This is a genomic window from Pseudomonas sp. S2_F03, from assembly GCF_054668335.1.
The window spans coordinates 6,167,099-6,184,023 of the sequence record NZ_CP162759.1 but is presented as its reverse complement, the minus strand read 5'-3'; the positions used below and the strand labels follow the sequence as shown (position 1 = coordinate 6,184,023).

13 protein-coding genes are annotated in these 16,925 nt (G+C 58.8%); 8 read left to right on the top strand and 5 right to left on the bottom strand.

The window, feature by feature from the left end; translation table 11 throughout:
* Nucleotides 1-30 precede the first annotated feature (30 nt).
* Nucleotides 31-684 carry a hydrolase gene (locus AB4N76_RS29070; protein ID WP_046033181.1) on the bottom strand — a complete coding sequence of 218 codons (654 nt, stop codon included), beginning with the start codon at nucleotides 682-684 and terminating at the stop codon, nucleotides 31-33.
* Nucleotides 685-881: 197 nt separating this feature from the next.
* Here AB4N76_RS29070 and AB4N76_RS29065 point away from each other — a divergent pair, with 197 nt between their 5' ends.
* The 5 genes from AB4N76_RS29065 (at nucleotide 882) to AB4N76_RS29045 (ending at nucleotide 6,900) form a co-directional block, all read left to right on the top strand.
* Nucleotides 882-1,970: an AI-2E family transporter gene (locus AB4N76_RS29065; RefSeq protein WP_046033182.1), complete on the top strand. Its 1,089-nt coding sequence runs from the start codon at nucleotides 882-884 to the stop codon at nucleotides 1,968-1,970.
* A gap of 393 nt (nucleotides 1,971-2,363) precedes the next feature.
* Nucleotides 2,364-3,548: a patatin-like phospholipase family protein gene (locus AB4N76_RS29060; protein WP_460163901.1), complete on the top strand. Its 1,185-nt coding sequence runs from the start codon at nucleotides 2,364-2,366 to the stop codon at nucleotides 3,546-3,548.
* 109 nt (nucleotides 3,549-3,657) lie between these two features.
* Nucleotides 3,658-4,947 (top strand): NAD(P)/FAD-dependent oxidoreductase, encoded by a 1,290-nt coding sequence (locus tag AB4N76_RS29055; RefSeq protein ID WP_460163900.1) that lies wholly within the window; start codon nucleotides 3,658-3,660, stop codon nucleotides 4,945-4,947.
* 25 nt (nucleotides 4,948-4,972) lie between these two features.
* Nucleotides 4,973-5,530: a helix-turn-helix domain-containing protein gene (locus AB4N76_RS29050; protein WP_046033185.1), complete on the top strand. Its 558-nt coding sequence runs from the start codon at nucleotides 4,973-4,975 to the stop codon at nucleotides 5,528-5,530.
* 23 nt (nucleotides 5,531-5,553) lie between these two features.
* The gene (locus AB4N76_RS29045) at nucleotides 5,554-6,900 is read left to right on the top strand and encodes a glutamine synthetase family protein (RefSeq protein WP_046033186.1); all 1,347 of its coding nucleotides are present in this window, start codon (nucleotides 5,554-5,556) and stop codon (nucleotides 6,898-6,900) included.
* Nucleotides 6,901-7,008: 108 nt separating this feature from the next.
* Here AB4N76_RS29045 and acnB read toward each other — a convergent pair whose 3' ends face one another.
* Nucleotides 7,009-9,609 (bottom strand): bifunctional aconitate hydratase 2/2-methylisocitrate dehydratase, encoded by a 2,601-nt coding sequence (acnB, locus tag AB4N76_RS29040; RefSeq protein WP_460163899.1) that lies wholly within the window; start codon nucleotides 9,607-9,609, stop codon nucleotides 7,009-7,011.
* A gap of 848 nt (nucleotides 9,610-10,457) precedes the next feature.
* Here acnB and AB4N76_RS29035 point away from each other — a divergent pair.
* The 3 genes from AB4N76_RS29035 (at nucleotide 10,458) to AB4N76_RS29025 (ending at nucleotide 14,917) form a co-directional block, all read left to right on the top strand.
* On the top strand, nucleotides 10,458-11,780 hold the full coding sequence (locus tag AB4N76_RS29035) for a DUF1329 domain-containing protein (protein ID WP_077430134.1): 1,323 nt from the start codon (nucleotides 10,458-10,460) through the stop codon (nucleotides 11,778-11,780).
* A gap of 489 nt (nucleotides 11,781-12,269) precedes the next feature.
* Nucleotides 12,270-13,142 carry a DNA/RNA non-specific endonuclease gene (locus tag AB4N76_RS29030; RefSeq protein WP_077430135.1) on the top strand — a complete coding sequence of 291 codons (873 nt, stop codon included), beginning with the start codon at nucleotides 12,270-12,272 and terminating at the stop codon, nucleotides 13,140-13,142.
* A 227-nt stretch (nucleotides 13,143-13,369) separates the two neighbouring features.
* Nucleotides 13,370-14,917, top strand: a complete 1,548-nt coding sequence (locus AB4N76_RS29025) for a phospholipase D family protein (RefSeq protein WP_046027836.1) — start codon at nucleotides 13,370-13,372, stop codon at nucleotides 14,915-14,917.
* Between the two features lie 78 nt (nucleotides 14,918-14,995).
* Here the strand turns inward: AB4N76_RS29025 and AB4N76_RS29020 are convergent, their stop codons facing one another.
* The 3 genes from AB4N76_RS29020 to AB4N76_RS29010 all read right to left on the bottom strand — a co-directional run bounded on the left by AB4N76_RS29020 (nucleotide 14,996) and on the right by AB4N76_RS29010 (nucleotide 16,893).
* The gene (locus tag AB4N76_RS29020; protein ID WP_460163898.1) at nucleotides 14,996-15,502 is read right to left on the bottom strand and encodes a SphA family protein; all 507 of its coding nucleotides are present in this window, start codon (nucleotides 15,500-15,502) and stop codon (nucleotides 14,996-14,998) included.
* A complete protein-coding gene (locus AB4N76_RS29015; RefSeq protein ID WP_460163897.1) occupies nucleotides 15,499-15,939 on the bottom strand; it encodes a transporter family protein in 441 nt (146 codons plus the stop codon). Before AB4N76_RS29015 ends, AB4N76_RS29020 begins: the two co-directional genes overlap by 4 nt.
* A gap of 165 nt (nucleotides 15,940-16,104) precedes the next feature.
* Nucleotides 16,105-16,893, bottom strand: coding sequence for an SDR family oxidoreductase (locus AB4N76_RS29010; protein ID WP_077430136.1), 789 nt, complete (start codon nucleotides 16,891-16,893; stop codon nucleotides 16,105-16,107).
* Between the last annotated feature and the right edge of the window lie 32 nt (nucleotides 16,894-16,925).

Sequence of the window (16,925 nt, the reverse complement as noted above, 5' to 3'; positions counted from 1 at the left end):
CTCCGCGCGTACGGAGTCGCTATTTTTTGCTTAGTGGGCTTCCGAAGCGCCGAACATGCTCTTGGCGTAGATCAGGCCCAGACCGTAGGCGCCGCCGTTGGCAATCGAGGTTTTTACGGTTTCGTCGTAAGTTTCGCCGCGCGCCCAGTCACGCTGCAATTCAAGCAGGTATTGCAGCGAAGTCATCGGCCGGGCACCGATCTGGATCATGCGTTGCATGGCCATTTCGTGCGCTTCGGTGGTGACGTCACCACAGGCATCGGCGATTACGTACACCTCGAAACCCTGGTCGATGGCCGACAGTGCCGGGCCAACGATGCAAACGGACGTCCAGAGACCGGCGAGGACGATTTTCTGTTTGCCGATTTTGTTGACTTCAACCGCAATGCGCTCGTCTTCCCAGGTGTTCATGCTGGTACGGTCGATCACGTTGTGTTCCGGGAATACCGACTTGATTTCGTCGAAGATCGGGCCTGAAAAGCTCTTCTCGGCCACGGTGGTAAGGATGGTCGAGACCTTGAAACCACGGGCCGCCTTGGCCACCAGCGCGGCGTTGTTGCGCAGGGTCACGGCATCGATCGACTTGGTCGCAAAGGACATCTGCGATTGATGGTCGATCATGATCAGGGTGTGGTCGGTCGGGGTCAGCAGGGTTTTGCCGGGGACTGCTTTTGCAATGGCCATGATGATGTCCTTACGGGTGAGTGAGGAGGCCATGGTCGCGAAGATTCAGGCTCGGATATTGAGTCGATGTGCTGTGTGTGGATTTTTTTTCGAGGTATAGCGATACAGCACGCATTGTTGCCGTCGTACTGTCAAAACTCCGTCTATGCTGCCCTAACCGTTCCCCTACCTTTGCAGCTATCAGCAAGGAGGCATCCATGGTGCCCACACCTCTGTCCGAGAAATCGTTGACCCGCAGCATGCTCGATGTACTGATTCGTGCCGGGTTGATTGTTGTTCTGGTGCTGTTTTGCTTCGAGATATTCCAACCGTTTCGCGACTTGATGCTGTGGTCGGTGATCCTGGCAATCACGCTCTACCCGTTGCAACTGCGACTGATGGGGTCGCGGGGACGCAGCGAGGGGCGTGCTGCAACGATCATTGTGCTGATTGCCATCGCTATTCTGGTGGTACCGGTCTATCTGTTGGGCACTTCGATTGGTTCGTCGGTCGGAAACGTCATCGACCTGGTGAAGGAGGGAACCTTCCAGATCCCGCCGCCGCCCGAGTCGGTCGCGACGTGGCCACTGGTGGGTAAATCGCTCTCGTCGATATGGCTGCAGGCCTCCTATGACCTTCCCGACCTGATAGCGAAGTACCTGCCGCAGATAAAAGGCGTCAGCGTCGGCTTGTTGACCAAGATTGCCGGCGTCGGGGCGGGTTTGCTGATGTTCATTGTCGCCCTGATCATCGCCGGTATTTTCATGGCCCATGGAGAGGCCGGCACCCGCGCCGCGGTAGAGATTGCGTCTCGCGTCAGCGGTCCTGACAAGGGGCCGAAAATCGCCGAACTGTGCACCGCAACCATCCGTGCCGTTGCGCTCGGCGTGGTCGGCATCGCGTTCATTCAGATGCTGCTGGTGGGTATCGGCTTCGTGCTCAAAGGCATCCCGGGCGCAGGTATTCTTGCGATCTTTGTGTTGCTGCTCGGCATCATGCAGTTACCAGCCACGCTGATTACGCTGCCGGTGATTGTCTACGTGATGGCGACCGAGGGGCCCAACACGAGGACCATCATCTTCTCGGTCTTTGTGTTCGTTGCCGGTCTGGTGGACAACGTTCTCAAACCGCTGTTGCTGGGGCGAGGCGTGGATGTGCCAATGCCGGTCGTGTTGATCGGCGCGTTAGGCGGCATGGTCACCAGCGGCATCCTTGGACTGTTCATCGGGCCAGTGGTGCTTGCGGTCGGCTATCAACTATTCTGGCAGTGGGTTCAGGATCGGCCGGAGGACGGAGCAAATCCGTAACCATGAACACGCAGAGTCATGAGCTCCTCGAGCGGGTGTTGACCGCTCATGGGGGGCTCGATCGCTGGAACAGCTTCAGCAAAGTACGCACCACCCTCGTGACAGGTGGTGCGTTATGGGCAAAGAAAGGGCTGACGCAGGACAGCGCGCCACGCCGACGGGACGCTCGTTGCCGAGCGCTCAGCCCCCCGGGAATCCTTTCAAGACCACGAAGAAAATACCCCTTGGGATCCACTGCACCGCGCGTACTTCAATGGTTACGCGCTGTGGTCCTACCTGACGATGCCGTTCTTGTTCACCGTGGCGGCAATCGGCCTCAGCGACATCCGTTACGCGTAATGCCCGTCGCAATGCTCATGTGATCTATCAGCAACGGCGGCCGGAGGAGGCGTTTTGAAACCATTCCTGCCCGGACCGGGTGCGTCAACGTGGAACATGTTGCGCCAAGCGTGTCTGCAACGCCGGGAAGCCGTGCCGCCGACTTTGACGGAACTGGCGGTCGTCCCCGGCATCGCACAGGCGCGTTACTGGCTGGACCGGGATTTCGCTCCGCTCATTCGGGACGTGAATCAGGCCAACCATCGCGAGGCTGAGGCGCTCGCCAGGGCGGGAGTGCCGAATGACGTCCTGCCGGTGGCCAACATGCTGGCGGTTTCCGGCGGTGGTGACGCCGGCACGTTTGCGGCAGGGATCATCGCGGGATGGACGTTGAATGGGACGCGCCCACTGTTCAAAGTGGTCACGGGCATCAGCGCTGGCGCCCTGGTGGCTCCGTTCGCTTTTCTGGGGCCTCAATACGACGACATCATTCTGCGCATCTGCAGCGCCATCGGTCCCAAAGACGTTTTCCATTCGCGCAATGTGCTGACCCGGCTTGCCAGCGACGGCATTGCAGACAGCAAGCCACTGTCGCGGCTCGTCGCCCAGTACGTCACCGCTGACATACTGGCGGCGATTGCGGCGCAATACGCCAATGGACGACTCCTGATGATCGGTACCACCGACCTCGATGCAGGGCGGCCCGTGACCTGGAATATGGGGGCCATCGCCTCCAGTGGAGCACCGGGCGCACTGGACCTGTTTCGCCAGATCCTGATCGCGTCGATGAGCATTCCTGGCGCCGTTTCACCCGTCATGATCGACGTGGAAGTGAACGGTCAACAGTTTCAGGAAATGCACGTGGACGGCGGCGTCATCACGCAGGTATTCCTTTACCCACCCGGCACGGTCATGGCTCTGAACAGCGTGACCGGCGCACGTTTGCGCCATGACCGGAATTTCTATGTGATTCGTAACGGGAAAATGGAGCCCCAGTGGTCCGGGACCAAGCGTCGCACGTTGAGTATCGGCGGTCGTGCCATCAGCGCATTGATCCAGACGCAAGGGATCAGTGACCTGGAACGGATTTACCGAATCGCTCAGCAGGACGGGGCGGACTTCAATCTGGCGTACATCGGCGCCGATTTTCATCACCTGCGCAGTCATCACTTTGATGGCGAATACATGAAGCGTTTATTCGACTACGCCTTTGAACTCAGCGCGAAAGGTTACCCGTGGCATAAATCCCCCAATACCTGAAGAGAATCGCGATCCTTGATGTCCAGTCGGTCATCGCGGAGTTGCCTGTATGAAATTAATACTGTAGTTTTTCATGAAATTATAAAAACATAATTTCATGAGAGCTCGTATGTTCCAGCAGTCCACCCAGCATGTCGCCAGCTATTACGCCCACAGTTGCGCGGATCGCTTGGTCAATCGCCCTGCGCTCAGGGGTGAACAAGACACCGACATCCTGATCATCGGCGCCGGCTTCAGTGGGCTGCACACCGCGTTGCGCCTGGCCTTGGCCGGCAAACGGGTGACCCTGCTGGAAGCCAGTCGAGTGGCGTGGGCGGCCTCCGGGCGCAATGGTGGCCAGGCCATTCTCGGCTGGTCGTGTGACATGCCGCCGCTGGAAGCCGCGTTGGGTTACGAGCGCGCACGCCGGTTGTGGGACGGCATGCGCTGGGCGGCGCAGGAGCTGCGTGAATTACCCGCTCGTCATGGCTTCGATTGTGATTATCGCGCGGGGCATTTGTGGACGTCGGTCATGCCACGGCGTGTCGGGCTGTTGACCGAGTGGCAGCGCGAGGCCAGCCACAAATGGGGCCACCATGGCTTGCGGTTCATCAGCCGTGAACAGTTGCCGCAATGGATCGCCAGCGAGCGCTATCAGGCCGGCCTCTATGATCCCGAGGGCGGTCATCTGAACCCGCTGAAACTGGCCATCGGCCTGGCCACCGCCATCGAAAAGGCGGGCGGCCGCATCCATGAACAAAGCAAAGCATTGAGCTATCAAGAGGAGGGCGGTCGTTACCGGGTGAACACCGAACACGGGACCATTCGGGCAGACGTTCTGGTGCTGGCGTGCAATGCGTATCTGGACCGGCTCGACCCGAAACTGGCCCGTTGCGTATTACCGGTCGGGACTTATCAAGTGGCCACCGCGCCCTTGCCTCCCGAGCAGGCCACCGCGCTGCTGCCGAGCAATGTCTGCGTCACCGATAACCAGTTTGTCCTCGATTATTTCCGGCGCACGCCCGACAACCGCCTGCTGTTCGGCGGCGGCTGCACGTATCTGGGCGGTATGCCAAAGGACATTGCCGGGGCCACGCGTCCCTTCCTGGAACGGGTGTTCCCGCAGCTCAAAGGCGTAGCCCTGGAATTCGCCTGGGGCGGGCACATCGACTTGACCCTGAAACGAACGCCGGACATTGGCCAGTCAGGGAATCGCTACTGGATGCAAGGCTATTCCGGGCATGGCGTGCTGCCGACACTGGCCGCTGCCCGCGCCGTGTCCGACGCGATTCTTGGCCAGGACGATGAATTGTCCTTGTACCAGGGTTTGAACAACGGCAGTTTTCCCGGCGGCAAATACCTGGCTGCGCCGCTGGAAGCCATCGGCAAAGCCTGGTATCGACTGCGCGACAGTATTTGATGAGTCATCAACTGGAAATCCAGGCATGAACAAGCAAGAAGAAATCGCTGCGCTGGCGATCCTTATTCACGATCTGCGCAAGCACAAGAAATACACCTTGAAGGAACTGGCCGACAAAATCGGCCGTTCCGTGGGCTTCCTGTCGCAGGTCGAACGTGGCCTGTCACGGCCCACGGTGGCCGACCTGACGGCAATCAGTGAAACCCTGGGCGTGCCGACGACTTACTTCTACAGCCTGCCAAAACCCAAGGAGTTGCCATGGGTCACCCGGCCGGACGAACGCCGTACGTTGTACTTCGCCAACGGCATTACCGACATTCTGGTTTCGCCAAAGATCCGCGCATCGTTTTCGATGCTCGAAAGTCACCTTGAAGCCGGTGCCAGCAGTGGCGACCGGCATTTGACTGACAGCTCCGAGCAAGGGGGTTACGTGCTCGAAGGCGAGCTGACGCTGTGGTTGGGCGACGATGAGGACCCCGTCAAATTAGTGGCTGGCGACAGCTTTCAGTTCGACAGCCATACCCGTTGCCGCTACGGCAACCTCACCGAGCATCTCACGCGAGTGCTTTGGGTTTACACCTGATGAAAAGACAAGGACCCACAATGATGGATGCTACCTGCTCTGACCTGTTGGCCGAGGTGCGCGCCTTTCGCCAACGCTATCCTGAGGTGCGCTATGTCGACCTGATTTCCCTGGATATTCCAGGGCATTTCTACGGCAAGCGTTATCCGGTGGACATGCTGGAAAAGGTGGCGGCCGGCAGCGCGCTGAAACTGCCGCAGAACTGTGTGCTGTTGGGCGTGCAAGGCGGGTTGTTCAAGATCGGCGATTACTGCTTCAACGACGGCGATCCCGATGCGCTGCGTCGCCTGGTACCCGGCACACTCAAGCCTGTGACCTGGGAAGGCCAACCGCTGGGGCAAATGCTGATTACCTCGGACGGCACGCAAAACCCCATCGTGTTCGAACCGCGCCAGGTATTGGCCCAGGTTCTGGACCGCCTCGCCGGTAAAGGCATTCATCCAGTCGTGGCATTTGAGCTGGAGTTCTACCTGTTCGATAAAAAGCTGCGCGACGGGCTACCGCAGTTTCCCCGCGACGGGCTGACAGACGATGCCGACGATCAACCCAATATGCACATCGAGCGGCTGTCACGTTTTGCCCCGGTACTCGATGAAATGGTCGAGGCATCGCGTGCCCAGGGCATCGACAGCACGGTGATTACCGCCGAGCTCGGGCCGGGGCAGTTCGAGATCAATTTCGGTCACCTGGACGACGGCTTGCGCGCGGCGGACTGGGCCGCCCTGTTTTGCCGCAGCAGCCGCGGTGTTGCCCTCAAGCACGGCTATCGCGCCAGTTTCATGGCCAAACCTTACTTGCAGCACCCGGGTAGCGGCATGCACGTACATGTCAGCCTTTACGATGCGGCCGGCAATAACATCCTGGCGGCCAATGAACAGCGATCGTTGCGTCACGCCGTGGCCGGTTGCCTGGAACTGCTGCCGCATTGCATGCCGGTTTTCGCCCCGAACCAGAATGCCTATCGACGCTTGGGCGGCACGACCAACATCGCCACCCAAGCGAGCTGGGGTTTTGAAGATCGCGATGCGTGCCTGCGCATCCCTGAGTCGGACTCGAAGAACCTGCGCATCGAACATCGTCTGGCAGGCGCCGATGCCAATCCATATCTGGTATTGGCGGCGATTCTGGTGGGCCTGGAACACGGACTGGACGCGGGCAAAGAACCGATCTTGCCGTTGAACGAAGACCGCAACAGTGGCGTCGACTTTCCAAAGGAAATGCTCGAAGCCGTGCGCGCAATGCAGCATCAACCGCAATTGCGTGAAGGTCTGGGGGCTGAGTTCGTGAATGTTTATTGCGAGAACAAACGTCAGGACCATCTGGCGTTCATGCAGGAGATCAGCGCGCGGGAATATCGCTGGTATCTGTAAACGCAGGATGCGGGCAGTCGCTCAATCTCATGATTGGGCAGAAAGAGTAAGGCATAAAAAAACGCCGCCCCTCTCACGAAGGGCGGCGTTTTCTATGGCGTTGCAGCGTTAGGCTTGAACGACCGGAATGTTGGCGTTCGCAGCGACTTCACGGAACTCGGCGATCTGGTCGAAGGACAGGTAGCGGTAGACATCGGCCGCCATGCTGTCGATCTTGCCCGCGTATTCCATGTACTCCTTGACGGTCGGCAGGCGACCCAGGATGGAAGCAACAGACGCCAGCTCGGCCGAAGCCAGGTAGACGTTCGCGCCGTCACCCAGACGGTTCGGGAAGTTACGGGTCGACGTCGACACCACGGTGCTGTTCGGCTCAACGCGGGCCTGGTTACCCATGCACAGCGAGCAACCCGGCATTTCCATGCGTGCGCCGGCCTTGTCGTAGATGCCGTAGTAGCCTTCTTCGGTCAGCTGGTGAGCGTCCATTTTGGTCGGCGGTGACAGCCACAGACGGGTTGGCAATGCTCCATCGACCTGTTCCAGCAACTTGCCGGCAGCGCGGAAGTGACCGATGTTGGTCATGCACGAACCGATGAACACTTCGTCGATCTTCTGACCTTCAGCGGACGACAACAGACGGGCGTCGTCAGGGTCGTTCGGTGCGCACAGGATCGGTTGCGTGATCTGTGCCAGGTCGATCTCGAGGACTTCTGCGTATTCAGCGTCTTTGTCCGCTTGCAGCAGCTCTGGTTTGGCCAGCCAGGCTTCCATCGCTTGAGCACGACGCTCCAGGGTACGGGCGTCGCCGTAGCCTTCGCCGATCATCCAGCGCAGCAGGGTGATGTTGGAGGTCAGGTACTCGGCAATGGCCTTTTCCGGGAGTTTGATCGTGCAGCCGGCGGCGGAACGTTCAGCGGAAGCGTCGGACAGTTCGAACGCTTGCTCCACGGTCAGGTTGTCCAGGCCTTCGATTTCCAGGATGCGGCCGGAGAAGGCGTTGATCTTGCCTTTCTTCTCGACGGTCAGCAGACCGGCCTTAATGGCGTAGTAAGGGATCGAATGAACCAGGTCACGCAGGGTGATGCCCGGTTGCATCTTGCCTTTGAAACGCACCAGGACTGACTCGGGCATATCCAGCGGCATGACGCCGGTGGCGGCGGCGAACGCAATCAATCCAGAGCCCGCCGGGAACGAAATACCGATCGGGAAACGGGTGTGCGAATCGCCACCGGTACCGACGGTGTCCGGCAGCAGCATGCGGTTCAGCCAGCTGTGAATGATGCCGTCGCCCGGTTTGAGCGAAACGCCGCCGCGGTTACGCATGAAATCCGGCAGGGTGTGGTGAGTCGTCACATCCACAGGCTTTGGATAAGCCGCAGTGTGGCAGAAGGACTGCATCACCAGATCCGTCGAGAAGCCCAGGCACGCCAGGTCTTTCAGTTCGTCACGGGTCATTGGACCGGTGGTGTCCTGGGAACCTACGGTGGTCATCTTCGGTTCGCAGTAGGTGCCAGGACGCACACCGGCTACGCCGCAGGCCTTGCCGACCATTTTCTGCGCCAGGGTGTAACCCTTGGTGCTTTCAGCCGGGGCTTCCGGCAGTTTGAACAGGTCGAACGCTGGCAGACCCAGTTCGGCGCGAGCCTTGTCGGTCAGGCCACGGCCGATGATCAGCGGAATACGGCCGCCAGCACGAACTTCGTCCAACAGCACCGGGGTCTTCATTTCGAAGGTGGTCAGGACTTCGTCGGTGCCGTGCTTGCAGACTTTGCCCGCATGCGGGTACAGGTCGATCACGTCGCCCATGTGCATGTTCGACACGTCGAATTCGATTGGCAGGGCGCCGGCGTCTTCCATGGTGTTGTAGAAGATCGGAGCGATTTTGTTGCCGAAGCAGAAGCCACCGCCACGCTTGTTCGGCACGTAAGGTACGTCGTCGCCGAAGAACCACAGCACCGAGTTGGTCGCCGATTTACGCGAGGAACCGGTACCGACCACGTCACCGACGTAGGCGATCGGGAAGCCTTGGCCGCGCATTTCTTCGATCTGCTTCATCGGGCCGGTAACGCCTTGGGCGTCAGGGACGATGCCGTCGCGGGCCATTTTCAGCATGGCCAGGGCATGCAGCGGGACGTCCGGGCGGGACCAGGCATCCGGAGCAGGGGACAGGTCGTCGGTGTTGGTTTCGCCGGTGACCTTGAACACGCGCAGGCTGATCTTGTCGGCCAGGGTCGGGCGGTTCTTGAACCACTCGCCGTCAGCCCAGGACTGCAGCACGCCTTTAGCGTGAACGTTACCGTTCTTGGCGCGCTCAGCGACGTCGTGGAAGGCATCGAACATCAGCAGGGTGTGCTTGAGTTCTTCGGCGGCTACTGGTGCCAGTTCGGCGTCGTCCAGCAGGTTGACCAAAGTGACGATGTTGTAGCCGCCCTGCATGGTGCCGAGCAGTTCAACAGCGCGCTTCTTGTCGATCAGGGGGGATTTGGCTTCGCCTTTGGCGAGGGCGGACAGGAAGCCGGCCTTGACATAGGCCGCTTCGTCCACGCCAGGTGGAACGCGATGGGTGATCAGGTCAACGAGGAAAGCTTCTTCGCCAGCCGGAGGATTCTTCAGCAGCTCGATAAGGCCTGCAGTTTGCTCGGCGTTGAGCGCCAAGGGTGGAAGCCCTTGCTCGGCACGTGCTTGTAATTGTTGTACGTAGGTCTCAAGCACTGGGTTTCTCCTGTCATACCGCGTGTTGTTGAGTGAGCGAACAGCGTGCGCCCGCAAAAATAAAGGCAGGTGCAGTTTTTCGGTTGTCGAGGGTGACCACCCGAAACTATCCAATCAACTGCGCCTGCAAAGGTGTTCTGTCCCGGAATCGGGAAGGCACAGATCTGCATCTGCGCCAATCGGAGGTTTTCGGCAACGGTGGATATTGTCGACACTATCTCGTGATTGAGCCGGAATATAATGATTATCCGCAGGTCAATCAACTACATTGTCGACACATTTGAATTGCCGCCCAAGCCGACACCATAAGGGCAGCGGGCTCAATCGTTCACTTATGACTATTCGCACATCGATTCGACTGATGACAGCCAGCGCTCTGCGCCGCGGTTTCAGGTGGGAGGCTGAGACTTCACGCAGTCGCCTGCGAGGGATACATGCCTTTGGCATTCACGCGACTGCAAATCAGTCAAAAGGAACGAAAAACCGTAAGTCGATATTGATTGGGTTTGTCCCACGCCATTGGACTGCAGGACTTCGAAAAGGCGCTGTCATGAATAGCCAAGAGACTGTCGCAAAATGAAAAGCGCTCCCGGGCCGGGGGCTTTTTAATGGGCGCTGAAAAGTCGATTGAGCCGATTGGGTCGGTGACACGGCAAATGTAACGAGGCGGGCACTCTGCTAGCCGGTGCAACGCGATGATTTTTCCAGTCCTGTTTGTAGGAACTGCCAAGCCATGGAGGGCCGATATCTGGATTAGGGCCGTACAACTTACCGCCGCTTGAACCGATGGATGCGACTGCACCGCCTGCGTCACGAATGCCTGGTACGCCAGGCAGGAGAATAACAATATGAAATTCGTGAAAAGTCTGCTGGCTACGCCACTCATGATGGCGCTGACCATCGATGCACAAGCCTATGTATCCACTCAGGATGCCGCCCGACTGGGCACCAGCCTGACGTTGGTAGGCGCCGAAAAGGCTGGCAATGCCGACGGTTCCATTCCGGCCTACAACGGAGGCCTGACCACCGCCCCGGCCAGCTTCAAAACGGGTGACAGCATGCGCCCGAACCCCTTCGCCGATGAGACACCACTGCTGGTGATCGATGGCAAGAACGTTGATCAGTACAAAAGCATGCTGACGGCTACCACGGTCGCATTGGCCAAGCGCTATCCAAACTTTCGCATCGATGTGTATCCGACCCACCGCACGGCTTCGCTGCCAGAGGCCGTGCTGGAAAACAGCCGCAAGAACGCCACCGGCGCCAAATCCCTCAACGGTGGGATTGCCTTTGAAAACGTATTGCCCGGTGTGCCGTTCCCGATCCCGCAATCGGGCGCCGAGGCGATGTGGAATTTCCTGCTGCGCTACCAGGGCGTCAACATCCATTCCAAGTACGACTCCTGGAGCGTCGACTCGGCAGGTGTGGCAAGCCTGGCGGTCTCCGGCGAGGCATTCGTGTCCTTCCCGATTTACGAGAACATGTCGAAGCCGATCAACAACTCCGACATCTACTACCAGCTGAAACTGGCCTATACCGGACCCGCGCGACGAGCCGGTGAGTCGGTCATGCTCAAGAACGCCACCAACCCGTTGCAACGTCCTGGTCGTGCCTGGCAGTACCTGCCGGCCCAGCGCCGGGTCAAACAGATATCGATCCTGGCCTACGACACACCGAACCCTGGCACCGCCCGCGCGCTCGAGTTGTACGACTGGACGCTGGTGGGCAAGCAAGAAATGATCGTGCCCTACAACACCTACAAACTGACTTATGCCCGGGATGCCAAATCGCTGACCACCCCCAATTACATTTCCCCGGACTTCGTCCGCTGGGAAAAACACCGGGTCTACGTCGTGGAGGGCAACCTCAAGCCCGGTGCAAAGCACATCTACCAAAAACGCCGCTTCTACCTGGATGAAGACACCTGGGCCGCCGTGGCCTCCGATCAGTACAACACCAGTGGCCAGCTCTACCGTGGCTCCTTCGCTTTCCTCAGCCAGAGCTACGACGAGCAAGTCCCGGATGCCACCCCGTTCATGACTTACGACCTGTCGCTTGGCACCTACAACATCAATGGCGTGGTCGGCCCCCATGGCGGTATCCACTACATCGAACCGCTGTCGACGGCGCAGTGGGTGCCGGAGTCCATGGCGGGTGCTGGTATTCGCTAAGCCCCCAGTGATGCAGTACCCGATGTCTTGAGCTAGACGCTGGCGAGGGGTCAAGCTCCCTCGCCACAGGTCATCACCGCTTTTTCGTCGGCATATAAAACGCCAGTCCTTTGCCAAGTCGAAAAAACAGACGGATCTACTGATGTTTCTGGACAGCCGAAGCCGGCGGGACATCCCGTTTTGCCGGTGCGGGTACGCACGAGTTCAATAGCTATATAGCGTGAGCGAGATTCCAATCGCATCTTCGACGTGCTCTGACGAGTAGAATGCCAACGCTACTCAGCACTAATGGGATTTGTGGTGGTCAATAAACCCCGCACGAACGTCAGCGGTCGTACTGCTCGGTGCCGACCAGTTCCGCATCGGTATTTTGACCAAGGACAGTGAAAGCATGCTCATCGCCACATAATCAGCAACCGCCACTACGGGGTTCCGTGAATCGGGACTGGCCGTACGTTTACCCCTCAATCCAATTCGAAGATCTAACGCATGTACCTACGCAAAATTGCAGTTGGGCTGTCGGCCCTTGTTTTGCTTTCCACCGGGGCAGAAGCCCGCAGCCTGCTGGATCTCCTCAAGCCGCCCACCCAGCATCAGGACCCAGTATCCCGCTCGGGTTCGATCAGTCAGAACGCGGCACTGGACCTTTATTCAAACAAACAAAAACAGGCATCGTTCGATGGCTGTGCAGATCTGTTCCCGGCAGCCAAACCAATCAACCTGGCTTCCGTGCCTGCAACAATGAACCCCTTGGCCCTGTGTTCCGACAACTTTGCGGTGCTGTACTCGCAAACCAGCAAGACGCCGCTGGTGGTGGTGGAGCGTCTTAATGCAGCCCAGCTTCAGGATGCAAAAGGGGAGGAGCGCACTAACCAGTTCTATCCAGATCCTCGCATTCCCAAGAGTGGACGGGCAGAGTTGAGTGACTACCGTAGCCAACACCCGGCTGTGGACCGTGGCCATCAATCCCCGGCCGCCGATGCACCGAACCCCAATGCAATGGCTCAATCCTTTGCGCTGTCGAACATGGTGCCGCAAGACCCAACCAACAACCGGAAGATCTGGAGCAAGGTTGAGTCTGATGTCAGGAAGTTTGCCAAGCGAGCCGATGGCAATGTTTTTGTCTTTACCGGCCCGCTCTTTGACCCAGGCCATAGCACCATTGGCGACAACAAGGTCTGGGTACCGACGCGCCTGTTCAAGCTGGTTTACGACGCATCGTCCAAACGGGCCTGGGCCTACATACTCCCCAACGCCGAAACCCGTATTGAGAGGCCGATGGACTATGACGCTTTCGTAAAAAGTACGGGGCTAAAATTACTGGGCAATCTACCCGTCACAGGCTCCGTGGGCCGCACTTGAGGGTTCACATTTAACGGGCGGTGGGGGCGCTTGCTCCCTCGTCACGAGTCACTGCTTTTTTACGCGGGCATACAAACGCCAGTCTTTTGAACTGGAGTGGCGTTCAAAAATTTCGACACGCCTCGCTAGAACCGGGCTTTACTGGAATCAGTTGTGCAGATTGCCGTGTGTTGCTGGCTTCCGAGGTCAAAACTACAGCCGTCGAGGTTGAGGACGAGCCCTTGTCCATATTTCGGTTCCTCCCCATCAGGTTTTTCCCGCTGCTGCTCGCCGGCTGCACCACTACGCACATGCCCCACGACTTCAGCGAGACGATACCCGCCAGCGACTCGGCTTTTGGGCGCTCGATCCTGGCTCAGGCCGCCTCGCATCAGGGACTTTCGGGTTTTCGCTTGCTGCCCAACAGCAGTGAGGCGTTCCGGGCCCGCGCCGAGTTGATCCGCAACGCACAAAAGAGCGTCGATCTGCAGTATTACATCGTGCATAACGGTCTGAGCACCCGGGCCCTGGTGCGTGAAATACTGGCGGCCGCCGATCGTGGCGTGCGTATACGCATATTGCTCGATGACACGGCCAGCGACGGTCAGGAAGAAGTCATCGCTACCCTGGCCGTGCACCCGAACATCTATATCCGTGTCTTCAACCCTTTGCATCTGGGGCGCAGCACTTTTGTGACCCGAACCATGGGCCGTCTGCTTAATCTTTCGCAGCAGCACCGGCGCATGCACAACAAGCTGTGGCTAGCTGACAACAGCGCCGGCATCGTTGGCGGACGCAACCTGGGGGATGAATATTTCGACGCCAAGCCCGATCTCAACTTCACCGACATGGACCTGCTTTGCATCGGTCCGGTCGCCCAGCAGTTGGGGCACAGCTTCGATCAATACTGGAATAGCAGCCTGAGCCATCCCATCAGTGACTTCCAGCTCAACAAGCCAACGCCCGAAGACTTGCTCGAGAGCCGCCAACGCCTGGAACAATCGCTCGACAGCACACGGATCGAAAACAAGGCCCTGTACGAGCACCTCATGACCTACCGGACGCACCCGCAACTCGATCATTGGCGCAAGGAGCTGATCTGGGCCCATGGCAAAGCGATGTGGGACGCCCCGAGCAAGGTGCTGGCCGATGACGAACCGGCCCGCGCGCTAATGATGGCCACGCAACTTCGACCTGATCTGGATAGCATCGACAAGGAGCTGATCTTGATCTCGGCCTATTTCGTTCCCCAGGAGTCGGGCATGCGCTACCTCCTTGGTCGTGCCGAGGCCGGGGCTGATGTACGCCTGTTGACCAACTCACTGGAAGCCACTGATGTGCCAGCCGTGCACGGCGGCTATGCGCCTTACCGCAAAACCCTGCTCGAACACGGCGTGAAGCTCTATGAGTTGCGACGACAGGCGGATGACCCCGGTCGCGGTTCTTCGTTTGGCTTCAGTGGTGGCTCGGACTCCAGCTTGCACACCAAGGCCATGATCCTGGACAAACAGAAGGTGTTTGTCGGGTCCTTCAATTTCGACCCGCGTTCTGTGCTTTGGAACACAGAAGTCGGGGTGCTGGTCGACAGCCCTGAATTGGCCGGCTACGTACGCGAACTGGCGTTTGAAGGCATGTCGCCCGCCGTGAGTTACCAGGCTCGTCTGGAAAACGGCGAAGTCGTCTGGGTCACTGAGGACAACGGCCGCCTGCATACCTTGCATAAGGAGCCTGGCGGCGCGTGGCGCAGTTTCAAAGCGTGGCTCAGCGACAAGATCGGTATTGAGAAAATGCTCTAGTCCGAAGCCGGCCCCGATCAGGCAGTGCGCTGCTGCGCCAACAAACGATTGCCCTGACCTGAACGACGGTTTCACCGGCTATTCCGACAGCGGAACAACCAGAGTCAGCCAGGTATTCCAGCCCTCTGGACGATTCTTCGCGTCAAACTCGTAGTAACCCTTGAGGTTGGCGTACCAGAGATCTTTACCGACTTTGAAGAAGTGTCCGGCCTGAGGACCAATGGCACTGACCCGGGATTTGAAATCGCCCAGTGTCGCGCCGCTGCCGCTGTCCCCCGTGACTTGATGGTAAACGTAGCCGACAAGTCCCAGTTGGGTCTGATCGGTGATGAAGTGCGAGGCACTCAGGTCCAGGTGCGCGTCGATGCCGTTTTGATAGTTGGTGTCGGTGTTTTCCCAGTTGTAGGTCATGCCCGCCACGGCGGAAAACTCGTTCTTTTTGTCGAAGTAGGTGTAGCCACCACCGGCATCCAGCGCCGAGTGTCCCAGGCCAATATTGACCAGGCGATCGGGGTCATAAGCACCCACGGGAATGTTGCCCATGCTATAGGCCATGAAATTGTGAACGCCATGGTTCCATTTCATCGTGCCCAGCACATACACGTCGCTCCCCCCTTGAGGGTGTCTTGGGTTCCACCGGAAAAGCCGCGCCCGCGCGGCCCGACTTGCGTAACGTCGACACTGGCCTCGTCGCGGCCAACCGCGGCCACCACCGAAATCGCAGCCTGGGCCCCGAGTAACGGTTCGGCAAAGGTATACGTGGGGCTGGCGAACAGCAGATCTGCCTTGGCATCCAGACCGAAGGTGGTCCGCCCACCTCTTGGTATGGCATTGTTTTTGTCGTCACTGGCACTGACGTGATAGTAGATCAGCGGCAGACTCCAACCCGGTTTGGTGGGTGCCGCGGCCAGCGCGCCGAACTGGCCAGGTAACCAAAAGCTGATACCGCCGTCATCTGCCTGAGCAAGCATGGCCGGCAAAAACACCGCCAATCCCAGTACAGCTTTATTTCTTGCAATCATCGAAACCCTCAATTCTCGGCCTACCCAATAGTCGCGTGCGCGTTACAGCTTAGTAGCTGTTTCAAGAATGAGCAGGATTGTGGCCAGGGATGGCGCTGGAAAGTCGAGGAGGCGGGGGCAATGGCGAAAGCTCTGATGCCACCGCCCCGATTGTGCCTGTCGTGATTACTGGCTGGAGCGAATGGCCCCGCCGTCAATCAACAGATTCTGCCCGGTGAGGTATCCGGCATGGCTGCTGCAAACGAAGGCGCAAAGTGCACCGAATTCCTCGGGTGAGCCGAAGCGTTTCGCCGGAATTTCGCTGCGGCATTCGTCAAGGAATACCTCACTGTCTTGTCCCGACTCTTGGGCGACAGCGACCAGGTTGCCACGCAGCCGATCGGTGTCGAATGAGCCCGGTTGCAGGTTGTTGATCGTCACATTGCGGCTGGCGATGTTGTCCTGTCGGGCAAGCCCGGCGACAAATCCCGTCAGCCCGCTGCGTGCGCCATTGGACAAACCCAGGCTTTCGATAGGTGACTTCACGGCACTCGACGTAATGTTGATGATTCGGCCAAATCCGCGAGCGGCCATACCGTCTACCGTGGCCTTGATCAACTCGATTGGGGTGAGCATGTTGGTATCCAGCGCCTTGACCCAGGCGTCGCGATTCCATTCGCGGAAATCCCCGGGAGGAGGGCCACCCGCGTTGTTGATCAAAATATCGAAATGTTCGTGGGCCCCGAGGGCGGCCGCCCGACCCTCAGGCGTTGAAATGTCTCCGGCTACGGCGATGACCGTCACTTGAGGATTGATCGCTCTGAGCTGACGGGCTGTTTCATTCAGCGTGTCTTCGCCTCGTGCGGTGATCACCACGTTCACACCTTCGCTGACGAGTGCCTGCGCGCAGGCTTTACCCAGGCCTTTGCTGGCGGCGCATACCAGCGCCCAGCGTCCTGCTATTCCAAGATTCATGCGTGTTGTCCTGCAAGAAGGTAGCTCAAAGA